The 24,632-nt window shown below is 68.9% G+C and carries 24 protein-coding genes; 7 read left to right on the plus strand and 17 right to left on the minus strand.

Features of this window, described 5'->3' with window-relative positions:
• Positions 1–166: 166 nt before the first annotated feature.
• Entirely contained in the window at positions 167–3,394 is a 3,228-nt protein-coding gene (locus AB3347_RS19390; RefSeq protein ID WP_369093356.1) for a patatin-like phospholipase family protein, read from the plus strand.
• 7 nt (positions 3,395–3,401) lie between these two features.
• On the opposite strand, the gene AB3347_RS19395 is transcribed toward AB3347_RS19390, so the two are convergent.
• The 5 genes from AB3347_RS19395 to AB3347_RS19415 form a co-directional block, all read right to left on the minus strand.
• A complete protein-coding gene (locus tag AB3347_RS19395; protein ID WP_369093357.1) occupies positions 3,402–5,114 on the minus strand; it encodes a tetratricopeptide repeat protein in 1,713 nt (570 codons plus the stop codon).
• A gap of 10 nt (positions 5,115–5,124) precedes the next feature.
• Positions 5,125–5,835 (minus strand): sensor histidine kinase, encoded by a 711-nt coding sequence (locus tag AB3347_RS19400; RefSeq protein WP_369093358.1) that lies wholly within the window; start codon positions 5,833–5,835, stop codon positions 5,125–5,127.
• Between the two features lie 119 nt (positions 5,836–5,954).
• Positions 5,955–7,664, minus strand: coding sequence for an FAD-dependent 5-carboxymethylaminomethyl-2-thiouridine(34) oxidoreductase MnmC (gene mnmC / locus AB3347_RS19405; protein WP_369093359.1), 1,710 nt, complete (start codon positions 7,662–7,664; stop codon positions 5,955–5,957).
• A gap of 1 nt (position 7,665) precedes the next feature.
• On the minus strand, positions 7,666–8,229 hold the full coding sequence (locus AB3347_RS19410; protein WP_369093360.1) for a DNA-3-methyladenine glycosylase I: 564 nt from the start codon (positions 8,227–8,229) through the stop codon (positions 7,666–7,668).
• Between the two features lie 14 nt (positions 8,230–8,243).
• Positions 8,244–9,743 (minus strand): PLP-dependent aminotransferase family protein, encoded by a 1,500-nt coding sequence (locus tag AB3347_RS19415; RefSeq protein ID WP_369093361.1) that lies wholly within the window; start codon positions 9,741–9,743, stop codon positions 8,244–8,246.
• A gap of 205 nt (positions 9,744–9,948) precedes the next feature.
• Here AB3347_RS19415 and AB3347_RS19420 point away from each other — a divergent pair, with 205 nt between their 5' ends.
• On the plus strand, positions 9,949–10,488 hold the full coding sequence (locus AB3347_RS19420; protein ID WP_369093362.1) for an FMN-binding negative transcriptional regulator: 540 nt from the start codon (positions 9,949–9,951) through the stop codon (positions 10,486–10,488).
• 8 nt (positions 10,489–10,496) lie between these two features.
• Here the strand turns inward: AB3347_RS19420 and AB3347_RS19425 are convergent, their stop codons facing one another.
• The 3 genes from AB3347_RS19425 to AB3347_RS19435 all read right to left on the minus strand — a co-directional run bounded on the left by AB3347_RS19425 (position 10,497) and on the right by AB3347_RS19435 (position 13,823).
• Positions 10,497–11,183, minus strand: a complete 687-nt coding sequence (locus AB3347_RS19425; RefSeq protein ID WP_369093363.1) for a DUF4142 domain-containing protein — start codon at positions 11,181–11,183, stop codon at positions 10,497–10,499.
• 123 nt (positions 11,184–11,306) lie between these two features.
• Positions 11,307–11,945, minus strand: coding sequence for a DUF4142 domain-containing protein (locus AB3347_RS19430; RefSeq protein ID WP_369093364.1), 639 nt, complete (start codon positions 11,943–11,945; stop codon positions 11,307–11,309).
• 210 nt (positions 11,946–12,155) lie between these two features.
• The gene (locus tag AB3347_RS19435; RefSeq protein ID WP_369093365.1) at positions 12,156–13,823 is read right to left on the minus strand and encodes an acid phosphatase; all 1,668 of its coding nucleotides are present in this window, start codon (positions 13,821–13,823) and stop codon (positions 12,156–12,158) included.
• A 160-nt stretch (positions 13,824–13,983) separates the two neighbouring features.
• Between AB3347_RS19435 and AB3347_RS19440 the strand changes: the two genes are divergently transcribed.
• A complete protein-coding gene (locus AB3347_RS19440) occupies positions 13,984–14,253 on the plus strand; it encodes a hypothetical protein (RefSeq protein ID WP_369093366.1) in 270 nt (89 codons plus the stop codon).
• Between the two features lie 153 nt (positions 14,254–14,406).
• On the opposite strand, the gene AB3347_RS19445 is transcribed toward AB3347_RS19440, so the two are convergent.
• Positions 14,407–14,874 (minus strand): GyrI-like domain-containing protein, encoded by a 468-nt coding sequence (locus AB3347_RS19445; protein ID WP_369093367.1) that lies wholly within the window; start codon positions 14,872–14,874, stop codon positions 14,407–14,409.
• Between the two features lie 278 nt (positions 14,875–15,152).
• Here AB3347_RS19445 and AB3347_RS19450 point away from each other — a divergent pair, with 278 nt between their 5' ends.
• Entirely contained in the window at positions 15,153–15,788 is a 636-nt protein-coding gene (locus AB3347_RS19450; protein WP_369093368.1) for a DUF2807 domain-containing protein, read from the plus strand.
• Here the strand turns inward: AB3347_RS19450 and AB3347_RS19455 are convergent.
• Genes AB3347_RS19455 through AB3347_RS19475 form a run of 5 tightly spaced genes read right to left on the minus strand, consistent with a single transcriptional unit; the run spans position 15,785 to position 18,968 of the window.
• A complete protein-coding gene (locus AB3347_RS19455) occupies positions 15,785–16,120 on the minus strand; it encodes a DUF4326 domain-containing protein (RefSeq protein WP_369093369.1) in 336 nt (111 codons plus the stop codon). The genes AB3347_RS19450 and AB3347_RS19455 overlap by 4 nt on opposite strands.
• 9 nt (positions 16,121–16,129) lie before the next feature.
• Positions 16,130–16,846, minus strand: coding sequence for an arsenical resistance protein ArsH (arsH, locus tag AB3347_RS19460; protein ID WP_369093370.1), 717 nt, complete (start codon positions 16,844–16,846; stop codon positions 16,130–16,132).
• 12 nt (positions 16,847–16,858) lie between these two features.
• Complete coding sequence (locus tag AB3347_RS19465; RefSeq protein WP_369093371.1) at positions 16,859–18,139, minus strand: arsenic transporter; 1,281 nt, start codon at positions 18,137–18,139, stop codon at positions 16,859–16,861.
• A 13-nt stretch (positions 18,140–18,152) separates the two neighbouring features.
• A complete protein-coding gene (locus AB3347_RS19470; RefSeq protein ID WP_369093372.1) occupies positions 18,153–18,635 on the minus strand; it encodes an arsenate reductase ArsC in 483 nt (160 codons plus the stop codon).
• Positions 18,636–18,641: 6 nt separating this feature from the next.
• Positions 18,642–18,968, minus strand: coding sequence for an ArsR/SmtB family transcription factor (locus AB3347_RS19475; protein WP_369093485.1), 327 nt, complete (start codon positions 18,966–18,968; stop codon positions 18,642–18,644).
• Between the two features lie 165 nt (positions 18,969–19,133).
• On the opposite strand from AB3347_RS19475, the gene AB3347_RS19480 reads away from it, so the two are divergent.
• Genes AB3347_RS19480 through AB3347_RS19490 form a run of 3 tightly spaced genes read left to right on the plus strand, consistent with a single transcriptional unit; the run spans position 19,134 to position 22,045 of the window.
• Entirely contained in the window at positions 19,134–20,447 is a 1,314-nt protein-coding gene (locus tag AB3347_RS19480) for an NAD(P)-binding domain-containing protein (protein WP_369093373.1), read from the plus strand.
• Between the two features lie 31 nt (positions 20,448–20,478).
• Positions 20,479–21,681 (plus strand): MFS transporter, encoded by a 1,203-nt coding sequence (locus AB3347_RS19485; RefSeq protein ID WP_369093374.1) that lies wholly within the window; start codon positions 20,479–20,481, stop codon positions 21,679–21,681.
• 52 nt (positions 21,682–21,733) lie between these two features.
• Positions 21,734–22,045 carry an ArsR/SmtB family transcription factor gene (locus AB3347_RS19490; RefSeq protein ID WP_369093375.1) on the plus strand — a complete coding sequence of 104 codons (312 nt, stop codon included), beginning with the start codon at positions 21,734–21,736 and terminating at the stop codon, positions 22,043–22,045.
• Positions 22,046–22,058: 13 nt separating this feature from the next.
• On the opposite strand, the gene AB3347_RS19495 is transcribed toward AB3347_RS19490, so the two are convergent.
• The 3 genes from AB3347_RS19495 to cydB form a co-directional block, all read right to left on the minus strand.
• The gene (locus AB3347_RS19495; protein ID WP_369093376.1) at positions 22,059–23,216 is read right to left on the minus strand and encodes an MFS transporter; all 1,158 of its coding nucleotides are present in this window, start codon (positions 23,214–23,216) and stop codon (positions 22,059–22,061) included.
• A 130-nt stretch (positions 23,217–23,346) separates the two neighbouring features.
• On the minus strand, positions 23,347–23,457 hold the full coding sequence (gene cydX, locus AB3347_RS19500) for a cytochrome bd-I oxidase subunit CydX (protein WP_369093377.1): 111 nt from the start codon (positions 23,455–23,457) through the stop codon (positions 23,347–23,349).
• Between the two features lie 18 nt (positions 23,458–23,475).
• The gene (gene cydB, locus AB3347_RS19505) at positions 23,476–24,630 is read right to left on the minus strand and encodes a cytochrome d ubiquinol oxidase subunit II (RefSeq protein ID WP_369093378.1); all 1,155 of its coding nucleotides are present in this window, start codon (positions 24,628–24,630) and stop codon (positions 23,476–23,478) included.
• Between the last annotated feature and the right edge of the window lie 2 nt (positions 24,631–24,632).

Here is a 24,632-nt window from a genome sequence, read left to right on the forward strand (position 1 = left end):
CGGATCCGGCCACAATCGACATGGCGCCGCAGGGCGCCATGTTCGTTTCCGCAGGCCACTACTGGACCACGCACTCTTGATGCAATCGGTAGCGTCCGCCTGTCTGGCGTGCTGAACTGGTTTGGCGGGACGGTTTTCCGTCCTATCTTGTTCAGCAGGAGTGCGCGTGGCCTTTTTCGACCCTGCCGGCCTGGCGCCGGCGCAAATCGCCGACCTGCGCCGCAAACTCGAGGCGGCTGCCTGTCGCCCGCCGGCGCATGCGTGCACGCTGGGCGAACTGGCCGAGGCCATCGTCGAGTTCCGCCGGCGCCAGGGCATCGCCGGCCGCGGCGTGCTCGACGAAGCGACGCTGCAACGCCTGGACGAAGTCAGCGGCGCGACCTTCCAGGACGTCTTCCGCGACGAACTCGACCTGCTCCACCCCGATCCCGACGCCGATCCCGGCGCCGAACTGGCGTCGCGCGCGCACAAGGCCGGGCTGGTCGGGCTGGCGTTGTCCGGCGGCGGCGTGCGCAGCGCCACCTTTGGGCTCGGCGTACTGCAGGCGCTGGCCGCCCATGGGCTGCTGCGCCACCTCGACTACCTGTCCACCGTGTCCGGCGGCGGCTTCATCGGCGGCTGGCTGTCCAAGTGCATCCACGAACAGGGCGGCGACGTGCGCAAGGTCGAAGCGCTGCTGGCGCCCCCCAGCGGCGCCGCCGAAGCGCCGGCGATCCGCTTCCTGCGCCAGTACAGCAACTACCTGTCGCCGCGCGGCGGCATGTTCAGCGCCGACACCTGGACCCTGATCGGCACCTATGTGCGCAATACGGGCCTGAACCTGACCATGCTGGTGGCCTGGCTGTGCGCCCTGCTCCTGCTGCCGCGCGCCGCCGTCTGGGCCGTGCACCGCATCGTCGATCCCGGCGGCGCCTGGGCCGCGTATATCGACCTGGCCTGGATGCTCGGCGTGCTGCTGTTCCTGTTCGCGGTGTTCTGCATCGCGCTGAGCATCTCCAGCAAGCCCACCGGTTCGCGCGGCCGCCGCCGCTTCCCGCTGTCGCAGGGGGCGGTGCTCTGGTGGATCAACCTGCCGCTGCTGCTGGCGGGCTTCCTCGGCAGCGTGGGGCTGTGGCGGCATGGCGGCGAGATGCCATTCTGGGAATGGGAAGCGCTGCCGGCCCACCTGCAGGGACGCCTGCACTGGCTGCTGGCGCCGGGCATTGCCTACTTCCTCGTCTGGGCCTGCGGCTGGTACCTGGCGCACGACCGCACCAGCGTCTACCGGCGCGCCGGCTACAGCTTCTGCGCCGCCGCCTGCGTGGCCGTGATGGCGCTGCTGTGCGCGGCGGCGCGCGCCTTCGCGCCCGAGACCATGGCGCGCTTCATGGCGCCGGCAGGCTGCGACTGGCTGCTGATCGGCCTGGCGGGGCTGTTCGTGATCCTGGTCCTGGCCGGCGCCGCCTTCGTCGTGGTGCCGCGCCTGCTGCAGCCGCATCCGCCTTCGCCCGACCTGACCCGCAGCGAGGCGATGGAGGGCTTTTCGCACCTGCTGTGCGCCGTCGGCGCGCTCGCCATCGGTACGCTGCTGCTGCTTGCCGGGCTGTCGGCGCTGCCCGATCCGGCCAGGCATCCGGTGCTGAACAACGCGATCGCCCTCACCACCTTCGGCATGCCGCTGATGATGGCGCTGTTCGCCGGCACCATGACCCTGATGATCGGCCTGATCGGCCGCATGTACAGCGACGCCAGCCGCGAATGGTGGAGCCGCCAGGGCGCATGGGCCTGGATCTTCGCGCTGGCCTGGGTCTCGATGTTCGGCATCTCGTTCTTCCTGGCGCCGCTGCTGCACTGGGCCTGGCTGACCCAGAACCCCTGGTCGCACGTCGGCACCGCGCTCGGCTGGCTGGCCATGACCTGGTTCGGCCTGAAGGCCGGCAGCGGCAGCAGGACGGGGATGAACGGCGCCGGCATCCATGCCACCGATTCGCGGCTCGACCTCGTTGCGCGACTGGCACCCTATGTGTTCACCGCCGGCGTGTTCGCGCTCCTGAGCGCGCTGGTGCAGGCGGCGGTGGCGCCGCCGGGCGTGGACTGCCCTGCGCCGGTGAGCTTCACCTGCGTGTACGCCGCCCATACCGGCGCCACCCTCGGGACCAGCGGCGCCAGGCTGACGGGCGCCTTGGCCATCTTCCTGGCCGCCGCACTGCTGCTCGGCTGGCGCGTCGACATCAACAAGTTCTCGCTCTACATGCTGTACCGGAACCGCCTGGTGCGCGCCTACTTCGGCGCCAGCAGCCGCGCGCGCAAGCCGCATCCCTTCACCGGCTTCGACCCGGGCGACGACCCGCTGCTGGCGGACCTGAAACAGCAGCGTCCCTGCCACATCATCAACACCTCGCTCAACCTGGTCGGCGGCGAGGAACTGGCCTGGCGCACCCGCAAGGCGGCGTCGTTCACGTTCACGCCGCGCTACTGCGGCTTCGAGCTGCCGGCCGGCTCGCTGGGCAGCGCCGCCCACCCGAGCGAGGCCGCGCGCGGCTGCTACCGGCCCACCGAGGCCTACGGTTCGCGTTCCGGCGCCGGCGCCGACGATGACGCCGGCGTGCGCCTCGGGATGGCGGTCGCGGTCTCGGGCGCGGCAGCCAGCCCGAACATGGGCGCGCATTCCTCGCCGCCGCTGAACTTCCTGATGACGATGTTCAACGTGCGCCTGGGCCGCTGGTGTCCCAACCCGCGCAAGGCGGCCTGGCGGCAATCCTCGCCGCGGCTCGGGCTGTTCAGCCTGCTGGCCGAGCTGTTCGGCCTGACCAATGCCGACGCCACCTACGTCTACCTGTCCGACGGCGGGCACTTCGACAACCTCGGCATCTACGAGCTGGTACGGCGGCGCTGCCGCCTGATCGTCGCGGTGGACGTGGCCAGCGACGGCCGGCTGGCTTTCGAGGACCTCGGCAACGCGATCCGCAAGGTGGCCACCGACCTGCACGTACGCATCGACCTCGACGTCTCGAAGCTGGCGCAACTCGGCAGCGAAGGCCTGTGCGGCGCCAGCTGCGCGGTCGGCACGTTGCGCTACAGCCAGGTCGACCGGGGCGGCGTGGACGGCACCCTGCTGTACCTGAAGCCGGCCATCGTCGGCAAGGAAAACGCCGACCTGCTCAACTACCGCAAGGTGCACCCGGCATATCCGCACGAAAGCTCGGTGGACCAGTGGTTCGACGAGACCCAGTTCGAGAGCTACCGGGCGCTGGGCAAGTACATCGGGGACTGCGCCTTGAAAGGGGCGAGCGAGGCGGCGCGCACACGCGATGGCGGCATCGACGTCGACATGCTGTGCGCAGAGCTGGCGCGGCGGCACGGGTCTGCTTCGCAAGGCCGGCGCTGCGAGGATGTGCGGAGCAACTGGCGCTGAGGGCGGATCAGGCGGCGGCCACCTCGCCGGCCGGCGCTCCTTGTGCAGGCTCTTCGGCCTTGGGCGCCAGCCCCAGCAACTGCTCCATCAGCTGCGCGAAGCGCTGCTGCCCCGGCTGCAGGTGGTCCACATGGGTCAGCACCTTGTGCGCCTCCTCATGCAGCTCCGCACTGTAGCCGCGCTGCTGCATGTGCGAGATCAGGATCTGCGCCGAATTGAACAGGATGCGCACGTTATGCGGCAGCGCCGTGCGCGCGTTGCGCATCCACTCCACCGCCTCGGCCAGCTTGCCGGTCTTCCACAGCAGCACACCCTGGTTCATCAGGTCGATCGCTTCCTTGCGCGCGCCGCGGATCAGCTTTTCGCCTTCCTCGCCCATGCGCGCCTTCTCGAAGATCTGCTGCACTTCGTCCTGCAGCAGCGTGTTGTCGTGGTTGTTGCGGATCACGTAGCACAGCAGGTCGACCGGCGCTTCCTTCACACCCACCGCGAACAGCAGGGTCGCCATCTCGAGGCAGGTGGGCACGTCGGGACGCTCCGGCGTGGCCTGCAGCAGCGCTTCCAGCTCGTCGCCGGCCTTGCGCGCGCGGCGGTAGTCGCCGCTCTCGTGGTACACCAGGCCCTCGGTGATCTTGGTGCGCAGCTCCATGTCGGGATGGTCCGCGCCGAACTCGCGCTGGGCCGCGATCAAGAGCTGCAGCGCTTCCTTCGGGTCGTTCTTCAGGCCGCACACGCGCGCCAGGCCCAGGTAGGCGTCGGGCGTCTTGCGGATCGAATATTCGCCGATCGCGATGCACTTGCGGAAGGCCTTCTCCGCCATGCCGACGTTGCCCAGCTTCAGGCAGGCCTGGCCGAGGTTGCGCTGGCGCGGCACCGAGTTGGGCGACAGCTTGGCGGCGCGCTCCAGGACGTTCAGCGCTTCTTCGTGCTTGCCCATGTGCTGCCAGGCCTGCGCCAGCTGGTCGTAGGCATCGATGTAGTAGCGGTTTTCGGCGATCACGGTCTGGAACATCTGGCGCGCCTGCTCGAATTCGCCGTCGGCCATGCGGATCTTGGCCAGGCCCGAACGCGCCCACTGGTACTCGCGCTGCGCCAGCACCCGCTCGTAGGTCTCGCGCGCCTTGGCCGGCTCGCCGCTCTTCTCCATCAGGCGCGCCTTCATGCGCAGCAGGTCGATCTCATGCGCCTTGTTGACCGCGATCTGCTCGTCGCACAGGCGCGCGGCGCGCAGGTAGTCCTTTTCGGCATAGGCCTGGTCGATCAGGCCGAACACCTGCTTCTTGCGCCACACCCGGTTCAGGCGCGTGAGCAGCACGCCTTCGGTGATCGGCTTGACCAGGTAGGCATCCGGCTGGTGCTCGGCCGCGCCCATTACCGATTCGACGCTCTTTTCGGCCGACACCATCAGGAACACGCTGGAAGGCAGCAGCAGGTTGCGCATGCGCGCCTCTTCCAGCACCTGCTGGCCGTTCTTGCCCTCGCCCAGGTTGAAGTCGCACAGCACCACGTCGTAACGGGTCTTGTTCAGCAGGCCCATGGCCTCGCCGCCGCTGGAGGCCTGGTCGATGGTGCGCGCGCCCAGGCTGCGCAGGGATTCGCGCAGCAGCTGGCGCACGCCGATGAAGTCGTCCACCACGAGATAGGTCTTGGACGCCCAGTCGACCTGGTCCGAGACCGAAGCGCCCAGGGTGCCGGCGGCGGCGTTGACGATGGCGTTCATGGCGGCCGGCCTACGGCAACTCGAGCACGAAGCAGCCGCCGCCCAGACGGCCGCCGTTCTCGAGGCGCACCGCGCCGCTGTGCTCGCGATGACGGTGCATGCGCGCGACCTCGCGCGAAAAATGCAGGCCCAGGCCGGCGCTGTTGGTCAGGAAGTTGACGCCGGCGGCTGTGCCGCTCATCGCCGCTCCACCCGCCGCCAGCAGGGCCGCCGGGAAGCCGGCGCCGTTGTCCTCGACGCGGATCTCGAGCCAGCCCTCGCGCTCGCGCGCGACCAGCAGGATGCGGTCGCGCGTGTAATGCGCGGCATTGTTGACGGCATGCGAGACCACGCCCACGATCAGGTCTTCGTCGAAGTGCCACACCAGCTCGGCATCGACGTCGAGCTCGAGCCGGATGCCGCGCGACTCCAGCAGCACGCGGCCGAGCGCCACCACCTGCTCGACCAGCTGGCCGACCTCGAGCGGCTGCACGTCGAACGGGTATTCAGGCGTGCCCACCTGCTTGTACAGGGCCAGCAGCTGCATCAGGTTGTCGTTCAGGCGGCGGGTCTGGTACAGCATCTGCGCCATCTGTGGATACGCCTCCTCGGTCTGCACGTTCTGCGTAGCGGCGTCGTCGAGCAGGCGCTCGAGCGTGCCGGACAGGACGCTGATCGAATTCTTCATGTCGTGCGCGGTCGACGCGAGGAACATGGACAGTGGCGAATGTGGGTCTTCCATGGGGCTGGCCGGGCATCCGGCCGCAAAAAGTTACCTTGCGTCAATTATACCGCCGGCGATTTGACAATTTCTGGCGGAATGACACTTTTTGCGCGATCACAACACCGATGGCAAGCGCCTCAGGCGACGTCCTGCGGCCCGCGCGGGGCGCGCCGGGCCCGCAGCACGAAGCGCGCCGGGTCGAGCGCATCGACCAGCGCGGTCTCCAGCGGCAGCGGCTCGCCTTCCAGCTGGGCGGCCAGCAGCTCGGCCGCCAGCGGCGCCCAAATCAGGCCGCGCGAAGCATAGCCGAGCAGCCCGTACAGGCCGGGATGACGCGGCACGTCGCGCAGGCGTTCGGTTGTGCTGGCGGCGGCGAAGTCCGGCAGGCGGCCCACCAGCGGCAGCCGGTCCGGGGCCACGCAGCGGAAGCCCACGCGCCCGGCCAGCGGCGCGCCTTCGGCGGCGGCAGGGTCGGACACGAGGCCGCGCATGCGCGCGATGTTCTCTTCGTGGCTGGACATGCGCAGCTGCGGATCGTCGTCGAGGTCATAAGTGGCGCCGGCGCAGGTGATGCCGCCGGCGGCCTGGGCCAGGTAGGCTTCGCGGCACAGCACCAGCGGCAAGGCCGGCACGCTGTGGCTGGCCAGGTGGCTCACCTGGCCGCGCAGCGCCGCCAGCGGCAACGCGCGCGATTGCGCCAGGCTGCGCGCGCCAGCGCCGTTGGCCAGCACCACGGTCGGCGCCCGGGCCAGCACGGCGCCGTCTTCGCCGCGCGCCAGCCAGGCCGCGTCCTCACCCGCAGCTTCACCCGCACCATCGTCCGCACCGTCGCGCTCCAGGCTGATGGTGCCGGCGCCGAAACGGCGCACCAGCCGCTCCCCACAAGAGGCCAGCATCGCCTCGCACACGCTGCCCGGGCGCGCCCAGCCGCCCTGCGGGAACAGCCAGCCGCCATCCGGGGCCGGCAACCCGAGCAGCGCCTCGGCTTCTGGGCGTTCCAGCCAGCGTGCGAAATCCGGCGGATAGCCGTGTTCGCGCGCGATGCCGCGCGAGACCTCGGCGTGCGCGGGGTCGCGCGCCAGCTGCAGGACGCCGCAGGCCTGGCCTTCGATGGCGGCGCCGATGCCGCCCAGCTGGCGCCAGGCCCGTAGCGCGTACAGGTAGGCCGCGCGCGTGAGCCGGGTCGGGATGTTGTCGTCGCGCGAGAGCAGCGGCATGAAGATGCCGGCCAGGTTGCCCGATGCTTCCATGGCGGGCGCCGGATGGCGCTCGACCAGGGTCACCTGCCAGCCGCGCGCGCACAGGCTGGCGCAGGCGGCGGCGCCGGCCAGGCCTGCGCCGACGACCAGGGCGCGCCTGTGCGCCGGGGCAAGTACCGGGGGCACCGTCAGGCGTGGCTTGCGGCTGGCGAAAACGGCATGTCCGCTATTGTCGCCATCGTCGCCTTCGAACACGAAACCTTGCGCCTGCAGTGCCGCCCGCTGTTCGCCGTCCAGGCCCGCGCCATGCAGGCGTGCGCCGGCCGCGACGATGCGCGCCAGCGGCCGCGCGAAAGCGGCGCCGGCGACGCCATGCAGGTAGACGTAGTCGGGCTGTGCGCCCAGCTGGGCCAGGGCCGTGTCGAGCGGCGCTGCGAGCAGGGTCAGCGTCAGGCGCGCATCGCTCTGCGGAATCCGGTGAAACCCCGGCAGCAGTCCGGTGGCGAGGGCCACGATGTGCAGCCGCGCCGGCCGCGCCGGGTCGGCAAGCCAGGCATCCTGCAGCGCACGCGCCCAGGCGCCGTCGCCGTAGTCGGTGTGGAAGACCGTGTAGCGCGCGCGGCCGCCCCAGTGTGCGTGCAGGTCCACGTCAGCGTCCCGCGTAGCAGAAGCAGGCCTTGTCGTGGTCGTTCACGACGCCGACGCCCTGCAGGTAGGCATAGACGATGGTCGAGCCGACGAACTTGAAGCCGCGTTTGGCCAGGTCTTTCGAGATGCGGTCCGACAGCGCGGTTTTCGCGGGACGCACGCCGTCCGGCCAGTCGTTGACGAGCGGCTGGCCGTCGACCCAGCCCCACAGGTAGGCGTCCAGGCTCAGGCCCTGCTCGCGCAGCGCCAGGTAGGCCTTGGCGTTGCTGATGGCGGCCGCCACCTTCAGGCGGTTGCGCACGATGCCGGGGTTGGCCAGCAGCTCGGCCACCTTGACCGCGTCGTAGCGTGCGATCTTTTCCGCATCCCAGCCGTCGAACGCAGCGCGGTAGTTGTCGCGCTTGTTCAGGATGGTCTCCCACGACAGCCCGGCCTGCGCGCCTTCGAGGTTGAGCATCTCGAACAGCGTGGTCTCGTCGTGGCAGGGCACGCCCCACTCGTGGTCGTGGTAGGCGATGTAGCGCGGGTTGGCCATGTTGGCCCAGGAGCAGCGGGTCTGGTTCATCGCGGAAGTATAAATCAGGTGGTCCGCTCGATCACCGCGGCCAGCCGCTCCACGCCGCGCCGGATGTCGGCAGCCCCCACCGCCGAGAAGCCGAGCACCAGCCCGGGATCGACCGCGCATGCGGGGCCGGCCTGCGGATTGGCATAGTAGGCGAGCGGCCGCAGTTCGATGCCGGCGTCGAGCGCGGCCTCGGCCACCCGCGCCTCGTCCGGAAAGCGGCCATCGCGGCCGGGACGGAAATGCACGCACAGGTCGAGCCCCGCATCCGTGGGTCCGCAACGCAGGCGCTCGTCCAGGCGCGTGCCGAGCGCATCGAGCAGGACCTGGCGGCGCTCGGCATAGGCTTCGCGGGTGCGCCGGATGTGGCGCGCGAAGTGGCCCTCGGCGATGAAGTCGGCCAGCACCATCTGCGGCAGGATGGCGCTGTGGCGGTCGACCACCGCCTTGGCATGGGCGAGCGGCTCGGCCAGCGCCGGCGGCGCCACTACGTAGCCGAGCCGCAGGCCCGGGAACAGCACCTTCGACAAGGTCCCGGTGTAGATCACGCAGCCGGCGCGGTCCAGGCTTTGCAGCGAGGCCAGCGGCGGCCCGGTGTAGCGGTATTCGCTGTCGTAGTCGTCCTCGATGATCCAGGCCCGGTGCGCCGTGGCCCAGCGCAGCAGCGCCAGGCGGCGCGCCAGGCTCATGGTCGCGCCGAGCGGCAGCTGGTGCGAGGGCGTGGCGAACACCATGCGCGCATCGGGGTGATGCGCGGCGGCCCAGGCCACGTCCATGCCCTCGGCATCGACCGGCACCGTGCAGATGCGCGCGCCGGCCACCGCCATCGGCGCGCAGGCGCCCTGGTAGCCCGGCGATTCGAGCCAGACCGCATCGCCCGGCGCCAGCAGCAGGTGGGCCAGCAGGTACAGGGCCTGTTGCGAACCGGAGGTGATCACGACCTGTTCCTGCGTGCAGTCCACGCCGCGCGCCGCGCGCAGGTAGGCGCACAGCAGTTCGCGCAAGCGCAAGTCGCCGCTCGGCGCGCTGTAGCCGAGGTGCGGACCGGGGCGGCGCAGCGCGCGCATCTCGAGCTTGCGCCAGACCTCGAAGGGAAACAGGTCCAGTCCCGGCATGCTGGGACGGAAGGCGCGCACCGGGCCGCTGTGGTAGCGCACCCGCGCCATGCCGGCCGCCATCGCCGCGCCCCGCTCCGGCAGCGGGCGCAGCAGGCCGGGAAGCGCCGCCGGCGCGGGCGGCGCCTGGCGCGCCACCGGCAGGGCCGCGTCGACGAAGGTGCCCCGCCCGACGCCGCCGCGCAGGTAGCCCTCGGCCGTCAGCTGCTCGTAGGCGGCGATCACGGTCTGGCGCGACACCTGCAGCTGGCGGGCCAGTTCGCGCGTGGCCGGCAGGCGTGCGCCGGGCGCCAGCCGGCCGCGCAGGATGGCGTCCTTCAGCCGCGCATACAGCTGGCGGAACAGCGGGGTGGCCGTGGCGCGCGAGAGAGGCGCGGCGGCGATGAGTTCGTCGAGAGTCATGCGAGCCTGAAAAATTGGTACGCCGATCTTCGCGCGTATTGGTACTTTGAGCAAGCCAAGTGCCTGCTTAAGATGGTGGCATCACCATGAATGGAGCAAGCATGAAGGAGTTCGAAGCCGGGCTGGCCACCCGCCGCGCCGCCCAAGGGCGCTGCACCATTGCGCATTCGCCGAAGACCGACGTCGTGGTCTTGGGGCTGCGCTGATGTACCTGCCGACACGCGACCGCCAGCAGGATCCGCAGGCCATGCGGGCGCTGGTCAGGCAGCATGCGCTGGGCATGCTGGTCACGCACGACGGCGCGCTGCCGGATGCCGACCATATTCCATTTGAATTCGTCGAGGGCGGTCCGGATGGACAGGACCTGCTGCGGGCCCACGTGGCGCGTGCGAACCCGCTCTGGCGCCGCGCCGGCCAGCAGGTGCTGGTGGTGTTTCGCGGCGCGGCCGCCTATGTGCCGCCAGGCCGCCAGGAAAAGCTGGCGACCGGCGGCCGCGTGGTGCCGACCTGGGATTACCAGGTGGTGCACGTGCACGGGCGGCTGCGCGCCGTGGAAGACCCGGCCTGGCTGCTGGATTGTCTGCACCGCCAGACCGGGCACCATGAAGCGGGCCAGGCGCATCCCTGGGCGGTGGCGGATGCGCCGCCGGCCTATATCGAGGGCATGCTCAGGGCGATCGTCGGCATCGAGATCGCCGTCGAGCGCATCGAGGGCAAGTGGAAGGGCGCCCCGCCGGCGCCCTGAGCTGGCGCTTACTTCTTGTTCGGGATCGGTTCCTTGCCGGTCGCGGTGCTGGTGTCGTTGCCCGGCGTGCCGGCGGTGCCGGTGGCGCCGCGCGCCGTCTTGGCGATCAGCTCGTCCGCCGCCAGCAGGTGCTGCTCGACCACCGGCCGCATCTTCAGGGCCAGGGCCTTGATGTCCGGGTCCTTGATCTTGTCCAGGTTGTCCTTCAGCTGCTCGTGCGTGACGCGGTGGTCGCGCCGGCCGGACTGCTTCATGTAGGTGCGGTCGAAGATGTCGCCGCTGAGGGCTTCGAGCATCGCGCCCTTGGCCTTGAACTTGACGCTCAGCTCCTTCGGCAGCTCGACGCCCTTGGCCTGGGCCAGTGCCTGCACCTCGGCCAGCGTCTTGCCGTGCTCGTCGACCATGCGCTGCGCGTAGGCCTTGATTTCCGGGTTGGCGGCCTTGGTCAGGGCCAGCTTGCCGCTGGCAATCTCGGCCATGTTGGACTGCGCCATCTCGATCAGGGCATTGCGGTCTGAACGGTCCAGTTTGGCTGGCTGGGCGCCGGCCGTTGCCGTGCCGGCGGTGCTGGTCTTTGCCGCGGCGGTGGGGGCGCTGCCCTGGGCGCCGGTCTGGGCCTGGGCGGCGCCTGCGGCGAACATCGCGCCGGCAAGCGACAGCGCAAGCAGGCGGTGGATACGCAGTGTTTTCTGCATGGGATTCTCCTTGGTGCGTGCAGGCCGACGGTCCCTGAACGGGCCGCCGGCATACTGCGTGGTGAGCGGCCTGCCCGCAGGCAGGTCCGGGGGCAGGTCGCCCTTGACCGACGATCGACCTGCTTATTTTCCTGAGGTGGTGCCCGCTTTGGCCGTCGACATCTGCTGGGCCGCCTTCAGGTGCTGCTCGACCGTCGGCAGGGTCTTGTCGGCCGCGGCCTTCACGTCGGCATCCTTGGCGTTCTTGCTGATCTTCTGCAGCTTGGCATGGGTGGCCTTGTGGTCCTGCAGGCCGGCCTGCTTCATGTAGGCCTTGTCGAAGGCGTCGCCGCTGAGCTTTTCCAGCTTGGATGCCATCGCCTTGTGCTTGGCGTCGAGTTCGGTCGGCAGGGTGACGCCCTTGGTCTGGGCCAGGGTCTGCAGCTCGGAGAGCGCCTTGCCGTGGTCGTCGACCATCTGCTGGGCGAAGGTTTTAACCTCGGCGTTCTGGCTCTTGCTCAGCGCCAGCTTGCCGGTGTCGACTTCGGCCATGTTGGCAACCGCCATGTCCATCATCGCCTTCTTGTCGGCGGCGCTCAGCTTGGCCGTGCCGGAACCGGTGGCGCCGGCTGCGCCCGAGGCGCCCGAGGTCGAGTGCATGGAATCGGCGGTGTGCGACTTCGCGCTCTGGCCGCTGGTCTGGGCCTGCACCCCGAAGGCGCTGAACATCGCTGCGACGGCGCTCACTGCGAGCAGTTTCTTGACGACCTGTTTGTTCTGCATGACGTTCTCCTGTTTTTTGCGATGGTATGGGCTGCCACGCCGGGCTCGGCGGCTGGCGTCTCCTTCTGTTGACATCACACGATGTCGAGCGCATTCGAGTGTATCGCCGGGTATTTCGGAACAGCGCACGTTAGCCGTATAGCAATTTCCCCATCATTCAGGCGTAAAAAAGGCCAGTCCGCGGACTGGCCTGCCGGGCATGTCACCCGTTCAGCGGAAGCGCAGCGTGGCGCTCAGGTCGCCCGGCGGGCGGGCGCCGCGCGCCTCGAACGCGGCATTGCGCGCGGCCAGGCCTTCCAGCAGCGGCAGGCCGTGCAGGCGCGTGATGAAGCGCAGGATCGAGGTGGTGTCGTAGAAGTTGTGGTCCACGGCGCCGCGCTTGGCGTGCGGCGACACCACGATGGCCGGGATGCGCGAGCCCGGCCCCCAGCGGTCGCCCTGCGGCGGCGCCACGTGGTCCCACCAGCCGCCGTTCTCGTCGAAGGTGATCACCACCACCATGTCCTTCCACTGCGGCGACTTCTTGAGGTGCTCGATCACGTTGGCCACGTGGGCGTCGCCCGATTCGATGTCCGAATAGCCGGCATGCAGGTTCAGGTTGCCCTGCGGCTTGTAGAAGCTGACGGCCGGCAGCTTGCCGGCCACCGCGTCGGCAATGAAGCGGTTCGAGATCGGGCTGTCGCCCAGGCCGCCATCAACCAGGTGCTCTTCACGCGCCCTGGTGCCCGGCGCGAACTGCTTGAAGTAATTGAAGGGCTGGTGATGGTGCTGGAAATTCGGGCGCTGTCCGGCGCCGCGGCCATCCAGCGCCGCCTCCCAGGCGCCGGCGTACCAGGCCCAGCTCACGCCGTGTTCACTCAGCAGGTCGCCGATGGTCTTGTAGGTCTGCGGCGGCAGGGTCGACGGATCCTGCGGGTCGGCCAGTTGCGGATCGCCGCCCGGCGCCGGCTTCACCCAGCTCGGCTGGTAAGGCGGGGCCATGGTGTTGACCGCGTAGCCGTCCGGCGTGATGGCGCCGTTGCGCACGAACTTCGGCTTGCCCTCGAGCGCCGACTTCGGCGACTTCGGCTCCAGCGCCAGCCGGGTGCCGGTGGGGCCGTCGGCCAGCACCGCGATCTTCGATTTCGCCGGGGTCGACGCCGCATCGAAATACTCCGGCGTGCGGCCGCTGATCAGGAACTGGTGGTTCAGGTAGGAGCCGCCGAAGGCCGCCATGAAGAAGTTGTCGCACAGCGTGTACTCGCGCGCGATCTGCCACAGGCCCAGGTTCTTGTTCGCCTCGCCGTAATAGCCCATCACCATGCCGCCGGCATCCGACCAGGCGGCGAAACCGTCGTTGCGGCCGCCGTTGATCTGCATCTGGTTGTGGTAGAACTGGTGCACCAGGTCGCGCGTGACAAGGCCTTCCGGCAGCGGCTTGCCGTCGGCATCCGTGAGCTTCCAGGGCGCGTTCGGCAGGCCCTGGATGTCGTCTTCCTTCACCAGGTAATCCTTGCCGCCGATGTTCTGGCGCCCCGGCACCATGCCGCCCCAGACCTTGGGCAGGGTCGGCAGCACAGAGCCGTCGCGGTCCTTCTGCTGCACGCTCGCCGGCGGCAATGCGGACAAGGGCGAAGCCAGGCCCGGGAAATCGGCGAACAGGTTGTTGAAGCTGCGGTTCTCGAGGTAGATCACGACCACGTTCTTGACGTGCGCGCGCAGCTTGGCGTCGAACGAGCCGGGGCCGGGCGGCGCCGGCTTGACCGGCTTGGCCGGCTTGGCCTCGGCCAGTCCGGGGACGGCCAGCGACAGGCCGGCGGCGGCCGCCTGCATCATGCGGCGGCGGGCCGGATCGTCGGGTTGCTGTGGGGTGCTCTCGTGGGGGACCTGGTCTTGCACTGCCTGCTCCGTGTTGCGTGGAATGGAAACCAGGCATTATCCGTGCTTTTATTGCTTACTGGAATATTGACGGCGATATGGACGCCATGCCGCGCGCCCGATATGGGCGCAGGGCGTATAGTGGGCGTGGCGCGGCCGCTGGTCGCGAAGCGAGGCCATCATGAAAAACGAACTCAGTCCGGCCAAGACCTGGCGCGGACTCCCGCTGAGCCCTGCCCAGAACCGGGAAGTGCTCAACTACATCCAGCGCTGCGAGCGTACCGGTGTGAACTGGGATACGCCCGAGCTGCGGGCCATGCTGGACGACATGCTCAGCCCGCCGGAACTCACGGAAGACAGCGACGACGAGATCGTGCACTGCACCGAAAGCGCGGCGTTCGCAGCCACCCACGAGGAACCCGGCGACGGGGTCGAGGACGATACCCGCTAAGGCGGCCGCGGCTGGTCAAACGCCTGTCACAATCGGCAGGCAGAATGCAGCTGTCCTTGGGAAGGGATGTTGGCGGTGCAAACCCGCCCTACCGGCGCCGGCGGTCGGGAAATATACCGGCACCAATTTCACGCGTCGCGCATGCGCGGCGTCTTACAGTAGCGGGATCAGGATATCGTAGGCGTTATCCGGACGGTTGCCGTCGTGCAGCGCCGGCGTATAGCGCCGGTCGTAGCGTTCGATGCGCCAGCCTTCCTCGTCCTGCACCATGCCCAGCTGCTCGATTGCGGCGTAGCCGGTCAGGTAGGTGGCCTGCACCCGCGTCACCGGCCCGCGGTGGGTCAGCATCGCGTAGCGGCGTTCCGGGATGCGGATCCCGATCATGCCCGGCGGCAGATTGTTCAGGTCGGCGACTTCGGCGGCGACGCATTCGACGCGTACGCCATGCTTGTCTTGCAGGCTGACGCCGTAGCGCATCCCATTGGTTTCGCCGAGTTCGCTTTCGCGCTCGAGGAAGGTGCTCCAGATGTCCGGCATGTCCGCTTCCAGTACTGAGAGCGGACCTGCAAGTGGCAGCCCGGCGAGCTTCATTTCAGGTAAGGTAACGGTAGAGATGTGCATGGTATCGGCTACGCAAGTGGACGAGAAAAATTATAGCCTTAACTCCTCGACAATATTGTCACGGACGCAATCGTGCGCACGGTTTTTTCGCGTTCTGGCAGGACAAATGTGCAACAACGCACACAGCCGTATTGACGCCGGGCGCGTCCTTCTTGCGATATACACATATTCCGTCTTTATGACGGCTCAGGATCGCATTTTTGCAGTTCGTCGCAAACGCTGTCCAAGGCGCCGCGCCGCTCCCTAGAATGGCTTCATACCACTTACGGGAGACCACCATGCAACGCCTGATTCTCGCCACCGCCCTGTCCGTCGCTGCATTGACCATGCCCCTGAACGCCCACGCCGACGAGCAGGCACGCAAGCTCGTGCCGTTCCAGGGCGTGTCCGTACACGGCCCGGTCAACCTGGTGGTGGAAGCCGGCAAGGCGTATTCCATGAAGGTGTACGGCGACCCGCGCTTCATCGAGCGCGTGACCAGCGAAGTCGTGGACGGCGAACTGCGCCTGAACATGAAGGACAGCCCGCGCAGCAACATCGACAGCGGCGACCGCGTGGTCGTGACGATGCCGGCGCTGCAGACCTTCAAGGGGGAAGGCGCCGGCCTGCTGCGCCTGGTGAACATGCGCGGCGACCAGCTCGACGTGAACTACCGCGGCGCCGGCCGCCTCGCCATCGACGGCGAAGTACGCGAACTGCGCCTGCGCGCCCAGGGCGTGGGCGAAGTCGACACCAAGGCGCTGCGCGCGCAGGATGCCGACGTCAGCTTCGAAGGCATCGGCGCGGTCCACATCTACGCCAAGAACAAACTCAATGCCAATGTACGCGGCATGGGCAACCTCACCTACTACGGCAGCCCGCGGGTGGTGAACAAGTCGGTGTCGGGCATCGGCAGCGTGGTCGCGGCCAACTAGACCGATCGGTTGGCGACGTCCAGTAAAACCTCGGCATGGCAGGGCCCGTCCAGCGGGCACCAGCAGGCCAGGTTCTTGCCGCGCAGCGCCGCGCGCGCCTCGGCCGCCAGCCGGCGTCCGGTCGGATCCTCTTCCAGCCAACGCCGGAAGGCGGCCACCGCCTCCGCCACGCTCGGCATGGCGGTGTAGCGGGTGCCGACCGGCGTGCCGGGCGTCGCATCCGGCACCACCGAGAACGGATTGCCCCAGCGGCCCGGACGCGCTACCGACACTGTATTCGGCGGCAGCTTCCAGCCCTTCTTCCTGCTCAGTCGGACACGTGTGGGCTGCATCGCCTTCCTCTATAGTTTCTCGATCTGCGCGTTAATCTTGCGCAGCGCACGCTCGCTGCGCTCGCTGTAGCGGTCGGTCAGGTAGTCGCTGCGCCCGCGCATGAGCAGGGTGATCTTGAAAAGCTCCTCCATCACGTCCACCACCCGGTCGTAATAGGCCGAGGGCCGCATCCGGCCGGCTTCGTCGAATTCCTTGTAGGCCATCGGCACCGAGGACTGGTTCGGAATCGTGAACATGCGCATCCAGCGTCCCAGCAGGCGCATCGTGTTCACCACGTTGAACGATTGCGAGCCGCCGCACACCTGCATCACGGCCAGCGTGCGGCCCTGGCTCGGGCGCAGCGCGCCCTGCTCCAGCGGGATCCAGTCGATCTGGTTCTTCATCACCGCGGTGATCGCGCCGTGGCGCTCCGGGCTGCACCACACCTGCCCTTCCGACCACAGCGACAGTGCGCGCAGCTCGACCACCTTCGGGTGGGTCTCCGGCACGCTGCCCGCCATCGGCAGCGCCGATGGATCGAAGATCTTCACTTCGGCGCCGAAGTGTTCGAGGATGCGCGCCGCCTCGAAGGTGAGGAAGCGGCTGAACGAGCGCTCGCGCAGCGAGCCGTACAGCATCAGGATGCGCGGCGGATGGTCCATGTCGCCGACCGGAGCCAGCTTGTCCATGCTGGGCATGTCGAGCTGTTCCGGGTTGATGTTGGGGAGGTCGGGAATCTTGTCCATGGTCTTTCCTTGTCAGCCCACGCGCAGCGCCAGCGCGGCCAACGTGATCAAGAGGATCGGCAGCGTGAGCACCACGCCGACCCTGAAATAATAGCCCCAGGAGATCGCGATCCCCTTACTCGCCAGGACGTGCAGCCACAGCAGCGTGGCCAGGCTGCCGATCGGCGTGATCTTGGGACCGAGGTCGCTGCCGATCACGTTGGCATAGACCATCGCCTCGCGCACCGCGCCGGTGGTGGAGGTGGCGTCGATCGACAGCGCTCCCACCAGCACGGTGGGCATGTTGTTCATGATCGAGGACAGCAGCGCCGTGATCACGCCGGTGCCCAGGGCCGCGCCCCAGACGCCGTACTCGGCGCAGCGCTCCAGCAGCGCCGTCAGGTAATCCGTCAGGCCGGCGTTGCGCAGCCCGTAGACCACCAGGTACATGCCGAGCGAGAAGACCACCACCTGCCAGGGCGCACCGCGCAGCACCTCGCGCGTGGCGATGCGGTGGCCGCGCGCGGCGACGACCAACAGCACCAGTGCGCCCGCAGCGGCCACCGCGCTGATCGGAATGCCTGCCTCGTCCAGCCAGAAGAAGCCCGCCAGCAGCATCGCCAGCACCCACCAGCCGGCGATGAAGGTGGCGCGGTCGTGGATGGCGTCGACCGGGCGGCGCAGCTGGGCCAGGTCGTAGTCCTGCGGGATGTCCTTGCCGAAGAACCAGAGCAGCGCGCCCAGGGTGGCCGCGACCGAGACCAGGTTCACCGGCGCCATCACGGCGGCATAGCGCGCGAAGCCGATGCCGAAGTAGTCGGCCGAGACGATGTTGACCAGGTTCGACACCACCAGCGGCAGGCTGGCCGTGTCGGCGATGAAGCCGGCCGCCATCACGAAGGCCAGCGTGGCCTTCGGCGAAAAGCGCAGCGCGGCCAGCATGGCGATGACGATCGGCGTGAGGATCAGCGCCGCGCCGTCGTTGGCGAACAGCGCCGCCACCGCCGCGCCCAGCAGCACCAGCAGCACGAACAGGCGCCGGCCATTGCCGCGGCCCCAGCGCGCCACGTGCAGCGCGGCCCATTCGAAGAAGCCGGCCTTGTCCAGCAGCAGGCTGATGATGATCACCGCGACGAAGGCGCCGGTGGCATTCCAGACGATGTGCCACACGACCGGAATGTCGGCGGGCTGGATCACGCCGGCCAGCAAGGCGGCGATGGCGCCGGCGGAGGCGCTCCAGCCGATGCCGAGGCCGCGCGGCTGCCAGATGACGAGGACCAGGGTGGCCAGGAAGATCAGGAAAGCGGGCAGCAAGCGCGATCTCCCGTCACGCCGGCAGCAGGCCGCCGATGCGGTCCAGCTCCGTCTTCAGGCGGGTGCGGTCCTGCGCCAGCGCATTTAGCGGCAGGGCCAGGAAGGCCTCGATGCGGGCGCGCAGGATGGCGTAGGCGCGCTCGAAGGCGGCAGTGATTTCTTCCGGCGTGCCTTCGACATGGCTCGGGTCCTCGACGCCCCAATGGGTGCGCAATACCGGGCCAAGGTAGGCCGGGCAGGTTTCGCCGGCCGCGCTGGCGCAGACCGTGACGACGATGTCGGGCGTGACCGGCAGACCGTCCCAGGACTTGCTGTAGTAGCCCGCGGTCGGGATGCCCTTCTCCGCCAGCAGCTGCAGCGCGCGCGCGTTCAGGCGGCCGGTGGGCTGGCTGCCGGCGCTGAGCGCACGCCAGCCGGCAGGGGCAAGATGATTGAAGACGGCTTCGCTGATGAGCGAACGGCAGGAATTGCCGGTGCAAAGAAACAGGATGTGCATGGTGGGTCAGATGGATGGGGCAGGAAAGCCGCAGGCCGGCATGCAGGGATTGCCGCCGCAGCAGTTCTCGGTGAGGAAGCCCAGCAGGGCGTTCATGGTCTCGAATTGCGCCGCATAGATGATGAAGCGCCCTTCCTGGCGCGCCACGATCAGGCCGGCGTGGCTGAGCTCCTTCAGGTGAAAGGAGAGCGAGGACGCCGGCAGGGCCAGCGCCTCGGCGATCTTGCTGGCGGCCATGCCGGCCGGGCCGGCCTGCACCAGCAGGCGAAAGGTCGCCAGCCGCGAATCCTGGGCCAGCGCGGCGAGCGCGGCAATGGCCGCCCTGGTGTCCATCGGAGCCTGTTTTGTCGTTTCCATAGTTATCGAATTATACCTCGCTTGATTGACCCTTCGAATATTATCGAAATAATTTGACAGATTGATGACAAGACGCTTATTCTTATTTCGTCGAACGACGAATAACGAACATTCAATAACCAAACCATCAGGAGAGACGCCATGCACCAGATCGATGCCACCCTTCCCGTTGCCGTCCTCGGCGCCGGCCCCGTCGGACTTGCCGCTTGCGCGCAGCTGCGCACACGCGGCATGACGCCCCTGCTGCTGGAAGCCGGCAGCAGCGTCGGCGCCAACCTGGACAGCTACCGCCACGTGCGCCTGTTCTCGCCCTGGCAGTACAACGTCGACCGCGCCGCACGCCGCCTGCTCGAGGATGCCGGCTGGACCATGCCGGCGCCGGATGCGCTGCCGAGCGCCGGCGAACTGCTCGAAGGCTACCTGGCGCCGCTGGCCGCCCTGCCCGGCATCGCGCAATCGCTGCGCCTGCAGCACCGCGTCACCGCCATCACCCGTAGCGCGACCGACAAGGTGAAGACCCGCGGCCGCAGCGAAGCGCCGTTCCTGGTCCGCACCGAAACGCCCGACGGCCCGCGCGAGTTCCTGGCGCGCGCCGTGATCGACGCCACCGGCACCTGGTCGCAGCCCAATCCGCTCGGCGCCAGCGGCATCCCGGCGCTCGGCGAAGCGGCGCTGGCCGCGCGCATCGCCTACGGCATGCCCGACGTGCTGGGCAGCCGGCGCGCCCGTTATGCGGGCAAGCGCGTGCTGGTGGTGGGCGCCGGCCACTCCGCCGCGGGCACCCTGCTGGCGCTGGCGCAGCTCGCCACCGAACAGGCGGGCACGCAGCTGGTGTGGGCAACCCGCGGCAGCAATCTGGCGCGCGTGTTCGGCGGCGGCGATGCGGACGGCCTGCCGGCGCGCGGCCAGCTGGGCCAGCGCCTGCAGGCGCTGCGCGACACCGGACAACTGGAGATGCGCCAGGACTTCCCGATCGTGCGCGTGCAGGAAGAAGATGGCGGCCTGACCGTGATCGACGCCGTCGGACACCGCATCGAAGGCATCGACGAAATCGTGTGCGCCACCGGTGCGCGGCCCGACCTGTCGATCACGCGCGAGCTGCGCACGCGCCACGACCCGTGGCTGGAGAGCACCGACGCGCTGGCCCCGCTGATCGATCCCAACGAGCACAGCTGCGGCAGCGTGCGCCCGCACGGCCACCGCGAGCTGGCGCACCCGGAAGCCGGCTACTACGCGGTCGGCGCCAAGAGCTACGGCCGGGCCCCGAACTTCCTGCTGGCCACCGGCTACGAGCAGGTGCGCTCGGTGGTGGCGGCGCTGGCGGGCGACTTCACCGCCGCGGACGACGTCCAGCTCGAGTTGCCGGAAACGGGCGTCTGCAATACCCGCCGGGTCTACCAGCAGGCGGCGCCGAGCTGCTGTACAGTAAAGGCTGCCGACGCCACCTGCTGCTGAGCGTCCATCCCCATCGATCCAGGAGAAGCACTTGTCGCCCGCACGCAAGACCATCGGCATCCTCGCCTTCACGCAAATCGCATCGTGGGGCTCGCTGTACTACGCCTTTGCCGTCCTGGCGCCGGCGATCCAGCGCGAGCTCGGCATGTCGGCCGAGACCGCGTTCGCCGCCTTCTCGTGGAGCCTGTTGGTGGCGGGCGTGGCCGCCACGCCGGTCGGCGCCCTGGTCGACCGCCACGGCGGGCGCTGGGTGATGGCCGGCGGTTCGGTCGGCAGCGCCGTCGGCCTGGCCTGGCTGTCGAAGTGCAGCGGCACCGCATCGTATTTCGGCGCCTGGACCGTGATCGGGCTGGCCATGGCGCTGACCCTGTACGAAGCGGCATTCGCCACCATCAACCGCAAGCTCGAGACGGGCGCCCCGCGCGCGATCTCGAACCTGACCCTGTTCGCCGGTTTCGCCAGCACCATCTTCTGGCCGCTCACGCAGTTCGTCGCGGCGCGCATCGGCTGGCGCGACACCTTCCTGGCCTACGCCGTGCTGCAACTGGCGGCCTGCCTGCCGCTGCACCTCTGGCTGGGGCGCGACGCCGCCCGCCCGCCCGCATGCGCGCATGCGCCGCGCGACAGCCACACGCTGGCCGAGGCGATCCGCCATCCGGCCTTCTGGAAGCTGGCGCTGGCCTTCTCGGCCAACGTGTTCATCTTTTCGGCGCTGGCGATCAACCTGATTCCGCTGCTGCAGGCGCTCGGCCACAGCGCCGCCAGCGCCGTGCTGCTGGCCGCCCTGGTGGGGCCGATGCAGGTGGCCGGCCGCATCGGCGAACGCACGCTGGCGCGCGACGCGGCGCCGCAGGTGGTAGGACGCTTCGTGTTCGCGACCCTGCCCTTCGGCTTGCTGGCGCTGGCGCTGCTGGGCACCCGCGCCTGGGCGGTGGCGCTGTTCTGCATGCTCTACGGGATGAGCAACGGCGTGCTGACCATCATCCGCGGCACCCTGCCGCGCGTGCTGTTCGGGCCGCGCAACTATGGCGCGATCACCGGCGCCATGGCCGCGCCCTCCTTGCTGTCGAAAGCCGTCGGCCCGCTGGTCGGGGCGGCGCTGATGTCCGGCGCAGCGGGTCCGATGCTGCTGCCGCTGGTACTGTTCGGCTGCGCGCTGGCCTCGCTGCTGCTCTACCTGTCGGCGGTCAAGCCGGCCACGCTGGCGGATGCGCCCGAACCCGCCGGAACTTGACGGCGCGGCGCCGGCTTCCTATCCTCGCAGGTCCACCAGAGCAAAGACATCCATGACCAGTTCCTGCTGCGGCCCGGCGGCCACGCCGCCCGCCCCCATCGACATCGACGACCTCGCAGCCCTGTGCAAGGCGATCGGCCATCCGGCCCGGCTGCAACTGCTGCGCCACCTGATCAGCCACGGCGACTGCTACTTCGGCAGCCTGGCCGACGTGCTGCCGCTGGCCGCGTCGACCATCTCGAAGCACGTCTCGATCCTGAAGGACGCCGGCCTGATCGAAGGCTCGTCCGACCTGCAGCGCGTCTGCTACTGCGTGCGACCGGAACGGCTGGCCCAGCTCAAGGCGATGATCGGCGCGCTGTAAGGCCCTGCGGGTTTTAACGGCGCCGCGCCGCGTCCATCCGCGGCAGGAACACCGCCAGCACGCCCAGCAGCGGCAAGAAAGACGCCACCCGGTACACGTGCTCGATGCCGGTGGTGTCGGCGATCGCACCCATCGCCGCGGCGCCGATGCCGCTGATGCCGAACATCAGCCCGAAGAACAGGCCGGCGATCATGCCTACCTTGTCCGGCACCAGCTCCTGCGCGAACACCACGATGGCCGAGAAGGCCGAGGACATCACCAGCCCGATCACCACCGACAGCACCGCGGTCCAGAACAGGTTTGCGTAGGGCAGCGCCAGCGCGAAGGGCGCCGCGCCCAGGATCGAGAACCAGATCACGCGCTTGCGGCCGATGCGGTCGCCGATCGGGCCGCCGGCGAAGGTGCCCGCCGCCACCGCCGCCAGGAACAGGAACAGGTACATCTGCGCCGCCTCCACCGACACCCGGAACTTCTCGATCAGGAAGAAGGTGTAGTAGCTCGACAGGCTGGACATGTAGATGTATTTCGAGAACACCAGCAGCGCCAGCACCGTGAGCGCCCACAGTACGCGCCCGCGCGACAGGCCAGGGCCCGCATGCACGGCAAGCTTGCGCGTCACCTTGCGCAGGTGGCCTGCATACCAGCGGCTCACGCCGACCAGCACCGCCACCGCCAGCAGCACCAGCAGCATCAGCCAGGCGATCTTGCCCTGCCCACGGCCGACGATGATGGCGGCGGCCAGCAGCGGCCCGAAGGCCGAGCCGAGGTTGCCGCCGACCTGGAACAGCGATTGCGCGAAACCGAAGCGCCCGCCCGAGGCCAGGCGCGCGACGCGCGAGGCTTCCGGATGGAAGGTAGAGGAACCGATGCCGATCATGCCGGCCGCCAGCAACAGCATGGCGAAGCTGCCGGCCACCGACAGCAGCGCGACCCCGCCCAGCGTGACGCACATCCCGGCCGGCAGCAGGAAGGGGATCGGCCGCCGGTCGGTATACAGGCCGATCCAGGGCTGCAGGATCGAGGCGGTGCACTGGAAGGTCAGCGTGATCAGGCCGATCTGGGTGAAGCTGAGCGCGAATTCGTTCTTGAGCAGCGGGTAGATGGCCGGCAGCACGGCCTGCACGCAGTCGTTCAGCAGGTGGACGAAAGCGACCGAAAACAGGATTTGCATCACCGCCGCCGGCTGGGCGGAAGCGGCGGCGGACGTCGGGGAGGAAGGCGTGGACATGGATGACAGGCGGTGGAAAGCCCAGCCAGTGTACTATGCGCGCCCTCCGTCCGTGCGCGCCGCAGGCGCCGGGTCAGCCCGGGGGGCGGTCCGCGGCGTCTTCCATCAGCTCGAACCACATCGCGTTCAGCACCGCGAAGGCGGCCGCCAGCGGCAAGCCGAGAATCCAGGCGAAATACCACATATCAGACTCCTTTCTTGATCAGTATGCGTGGCCGTTGCCATCGCGGATGCCGGCCGCGTCCACCTTGCCCCACAAGACCTTGTACACCCAGCTCGTATAGGCGACGATGATCGGCAGGAAGATCATCCCTCCCACCAGCATGATGAACAGCGTCAGGTGGCTCGACGAGGCGTCCCAGACCGTCAGGCTGGCCGCCGGCTGGATCGAGGACGGCAGGATGAAGGGGAACATCGAGGCGCCCACGCTCAGCACGATGCCGGCGATCGACAGGCTGGAGAACAGCATGGTCGCCCCTTCGCGGCGGCGCGCCAGTCCCAGCAGGGCCAGCAAGGCGCCGGCGAAGCCGGCCACCGGCGCGCCCAGGGTCCACGGATGCTGCGCATAGTTGGCGAACCAGGCGCCTTCCATTCCTGCCACGGTCTTGAACAGCGGGTTCGATGCGCCCTGCGTGACGATGTCGCTGGTGATACGGTAGCCGTCCACGTGGGTCGCCATGGCCCACCCGGCCAGCGCATACAGCAGCACCACGGCCAGCGCGGCGCCCATGCCCCAGGTCCGCGCCCGGGTGGCGACCGCGCCCTCGGTCTTCAGGACCAGCCAGGCGGCGCCATGCATGACCAGCATGGCCACCGACACCAGCCCGCACAGCAGCGCGAACGGATTGAGCAGGCCGAGGAAGCTGCCGTCATAGAAGATCTGCATGTCCGGCGCGATGCGGAAGGGCACGCCCTGCAGCACATTGCCCATGGCGACGCCGAAGATCAGGGCCGGCACGAAGCCCCCCACGAACAGCGCCCAGTCCCAGGCCGCGCGCCAGCGCGGGTCCTCGTTCTTGCTGCGGTACTTGAAGCCCACCGGACGCAGGATCAGCGCCAGCAGCACCGCCGCCATCGCCAGGTAGAAGCCGGAGAACGATACCGCGTACAGCTGCGGCCAGGCGGCGAAGATCGCGCCGCCGCCGAGCACCAGCCAGACCTGGTTGCCTTCCCACACGGGACCGACGCTGTTGATCACGACCCGGCGTTCGAGGTCGGTCCTGGCCACGAAGGGCAGCAGGGTGCCGGTGCCCAGGTCGAAGCCGTCGGTCAGCGCGAACGCGACCAGCAGCACGCCCAGCAGGGCCCACCAGATGACGCGCAATACGTCGTAGTCGAGCAGTGTATGAAGAATCATGG

The sequence above is a fragment of the Massilia sp. X63 genome (assembly GCF_041023745.1).
Lineage (GTDB): Bacteria > Pseudomonadota > Gammaproteobacteria > Burkholderiales > Burkholderiaceae_D > Telluria.

Excerpts from the sequence above, each read along its gene's own strand:
- AB3347_RS19395 (WP_369093357.1), bottom strand. The coding sequence starts at position 5,114 with ATGAACGCCATCGTCAACGCCGCCGCCGGCACCCTGGGCGCTTCGGTC.
- AB3347_RS19400 (WP_369093358.1), bottom strand. The coding sequence starts at position 5,835 with ATGGAAGACCCACATTCGCCACTGTCCATGTTCCTCGCGTCGACCGCG.
- AB3347_RS19410 (WP_369093360.1), bottom strand. The coding sequence starts at position 8,229 with ATGAACCAGACCCGCTGCTCCTGGGCCAACATGGCCAACCCGCGCTAC.
- AB3347_RS19415 (WP_369093361.1), bottom strand. The coding sequence starts at position 9,743 with ATGACTCTCGACGAACTCATCGCCGCCGCGCCTCTCTCGCGCGCCACG.
- AB3347_RS19420 (WP_369093362.1), top strand. The coding sequence starts at position 9,949 with ATGTACCTGCCGACACGCGACCGCCAGCAGGATCCGCAGGCCATGCGG.
- AB3347_RS19425 (WP_369093363.1), bottom strand. The coding sequence starts at position 11,183 with ATGCAGAAAACACTGCGTATCCACCGCCTGCTTGCGCTGTCGCTTGCC.
- AB3347_RS19430 (WP_369093364.1), bottom strand. The coding sequence starts at position 11,945 with ATGCAGAACAAACAGGTCGTCAAGAAACTGCTCGCAGTGAGCGCCGTC.
- AB3347_RS19440 (WP_369093366.1), top strand. The coding sequence starts at position 13,984 with ATGAAAAACGAACTCAGTCCGGCCAAGACCTGGCGCGGACTCCCGCTG.
- AB3347_RS19445 (WP_369093367.1), bottom strand. The coding sequence starts at position 14,874 with ATGCACATCTCTACCGTTACCTTACCTGAAATGAAGCTCGCCGGGCTG.
- AB3347_RS19450 (WP_369093368.1), top strand. The coding sequence starts at position 15,153 with ATGCAACGCCTGATTCTCGCCACCGCCCTGTCCGTCGCTGCATTGACC.
- AB3347_RS19455 (WP_369093369.1), bottom strand. The coding sequence starts at position 16,120 with ATGCAGCCCACACGTGTCCGACTGAGCAGGAAGAAGGGCTGGAAGCTG.
- arsH (WP_369093370.1), bottom strand. The coding sequence starts at position 16,846 with ATGGACAAGATTCCCGACCTCCCCAACATCAACCCGGAACAGCTCGAC.
- AB3347_RS19470 (WP_369093372.1), bottom strand. The coding sequence starts at position 18,635 with ATGCACATCCTGTTTCTTTGCACCGGCAATTCCTGCCGTTCGCTCATC.
- AB3347_RS19475 (WP_369093485.1), bottom strand. The coding sequence starts at position 18,968 with ATGGACACCAGGGCGGCCATTGCCGCGCTCGCCGCGCTGGCCCAGGAT.
- AB3347_RS19480 (WP_369093373.1), top strand. The coding sequence starts at position 19,134 with ATGCACCAGATCGATGCCACCCTTCCCGTTGCCGTCCTCGGCGCCGGC.
- AB3347_RS19490 (WP_369093375.1), top strand. The coding sequence starts at position 21,734 with ATGACCAGTTCCTGCTGCGGCCCGGCGGCCACGCCGCCCGCCCCCATC.
- AB3347_RS19495 (WP_369093376.1), bottom strand. The coding sequence starts at position 23,216 with ATGCAAATCCTGTTTTCGGTCGCTTTCGTCCACCTGCTGAACGACTGC.
- cydX (WP_369093377.1), bottom strand. The coding sequence starts at position 23,457 with ATGTGGTATTTCGCCTGGATTCTCGGCTTGCCGCTGGCGGCCGCCTTC.
- cydB (WP_369093378.1), bottom strand. The coding sequence starts at position 24,630 with ATGATTCTTCATACACTGCTCGACTACGACGTATTGCGCGTCATCTGG.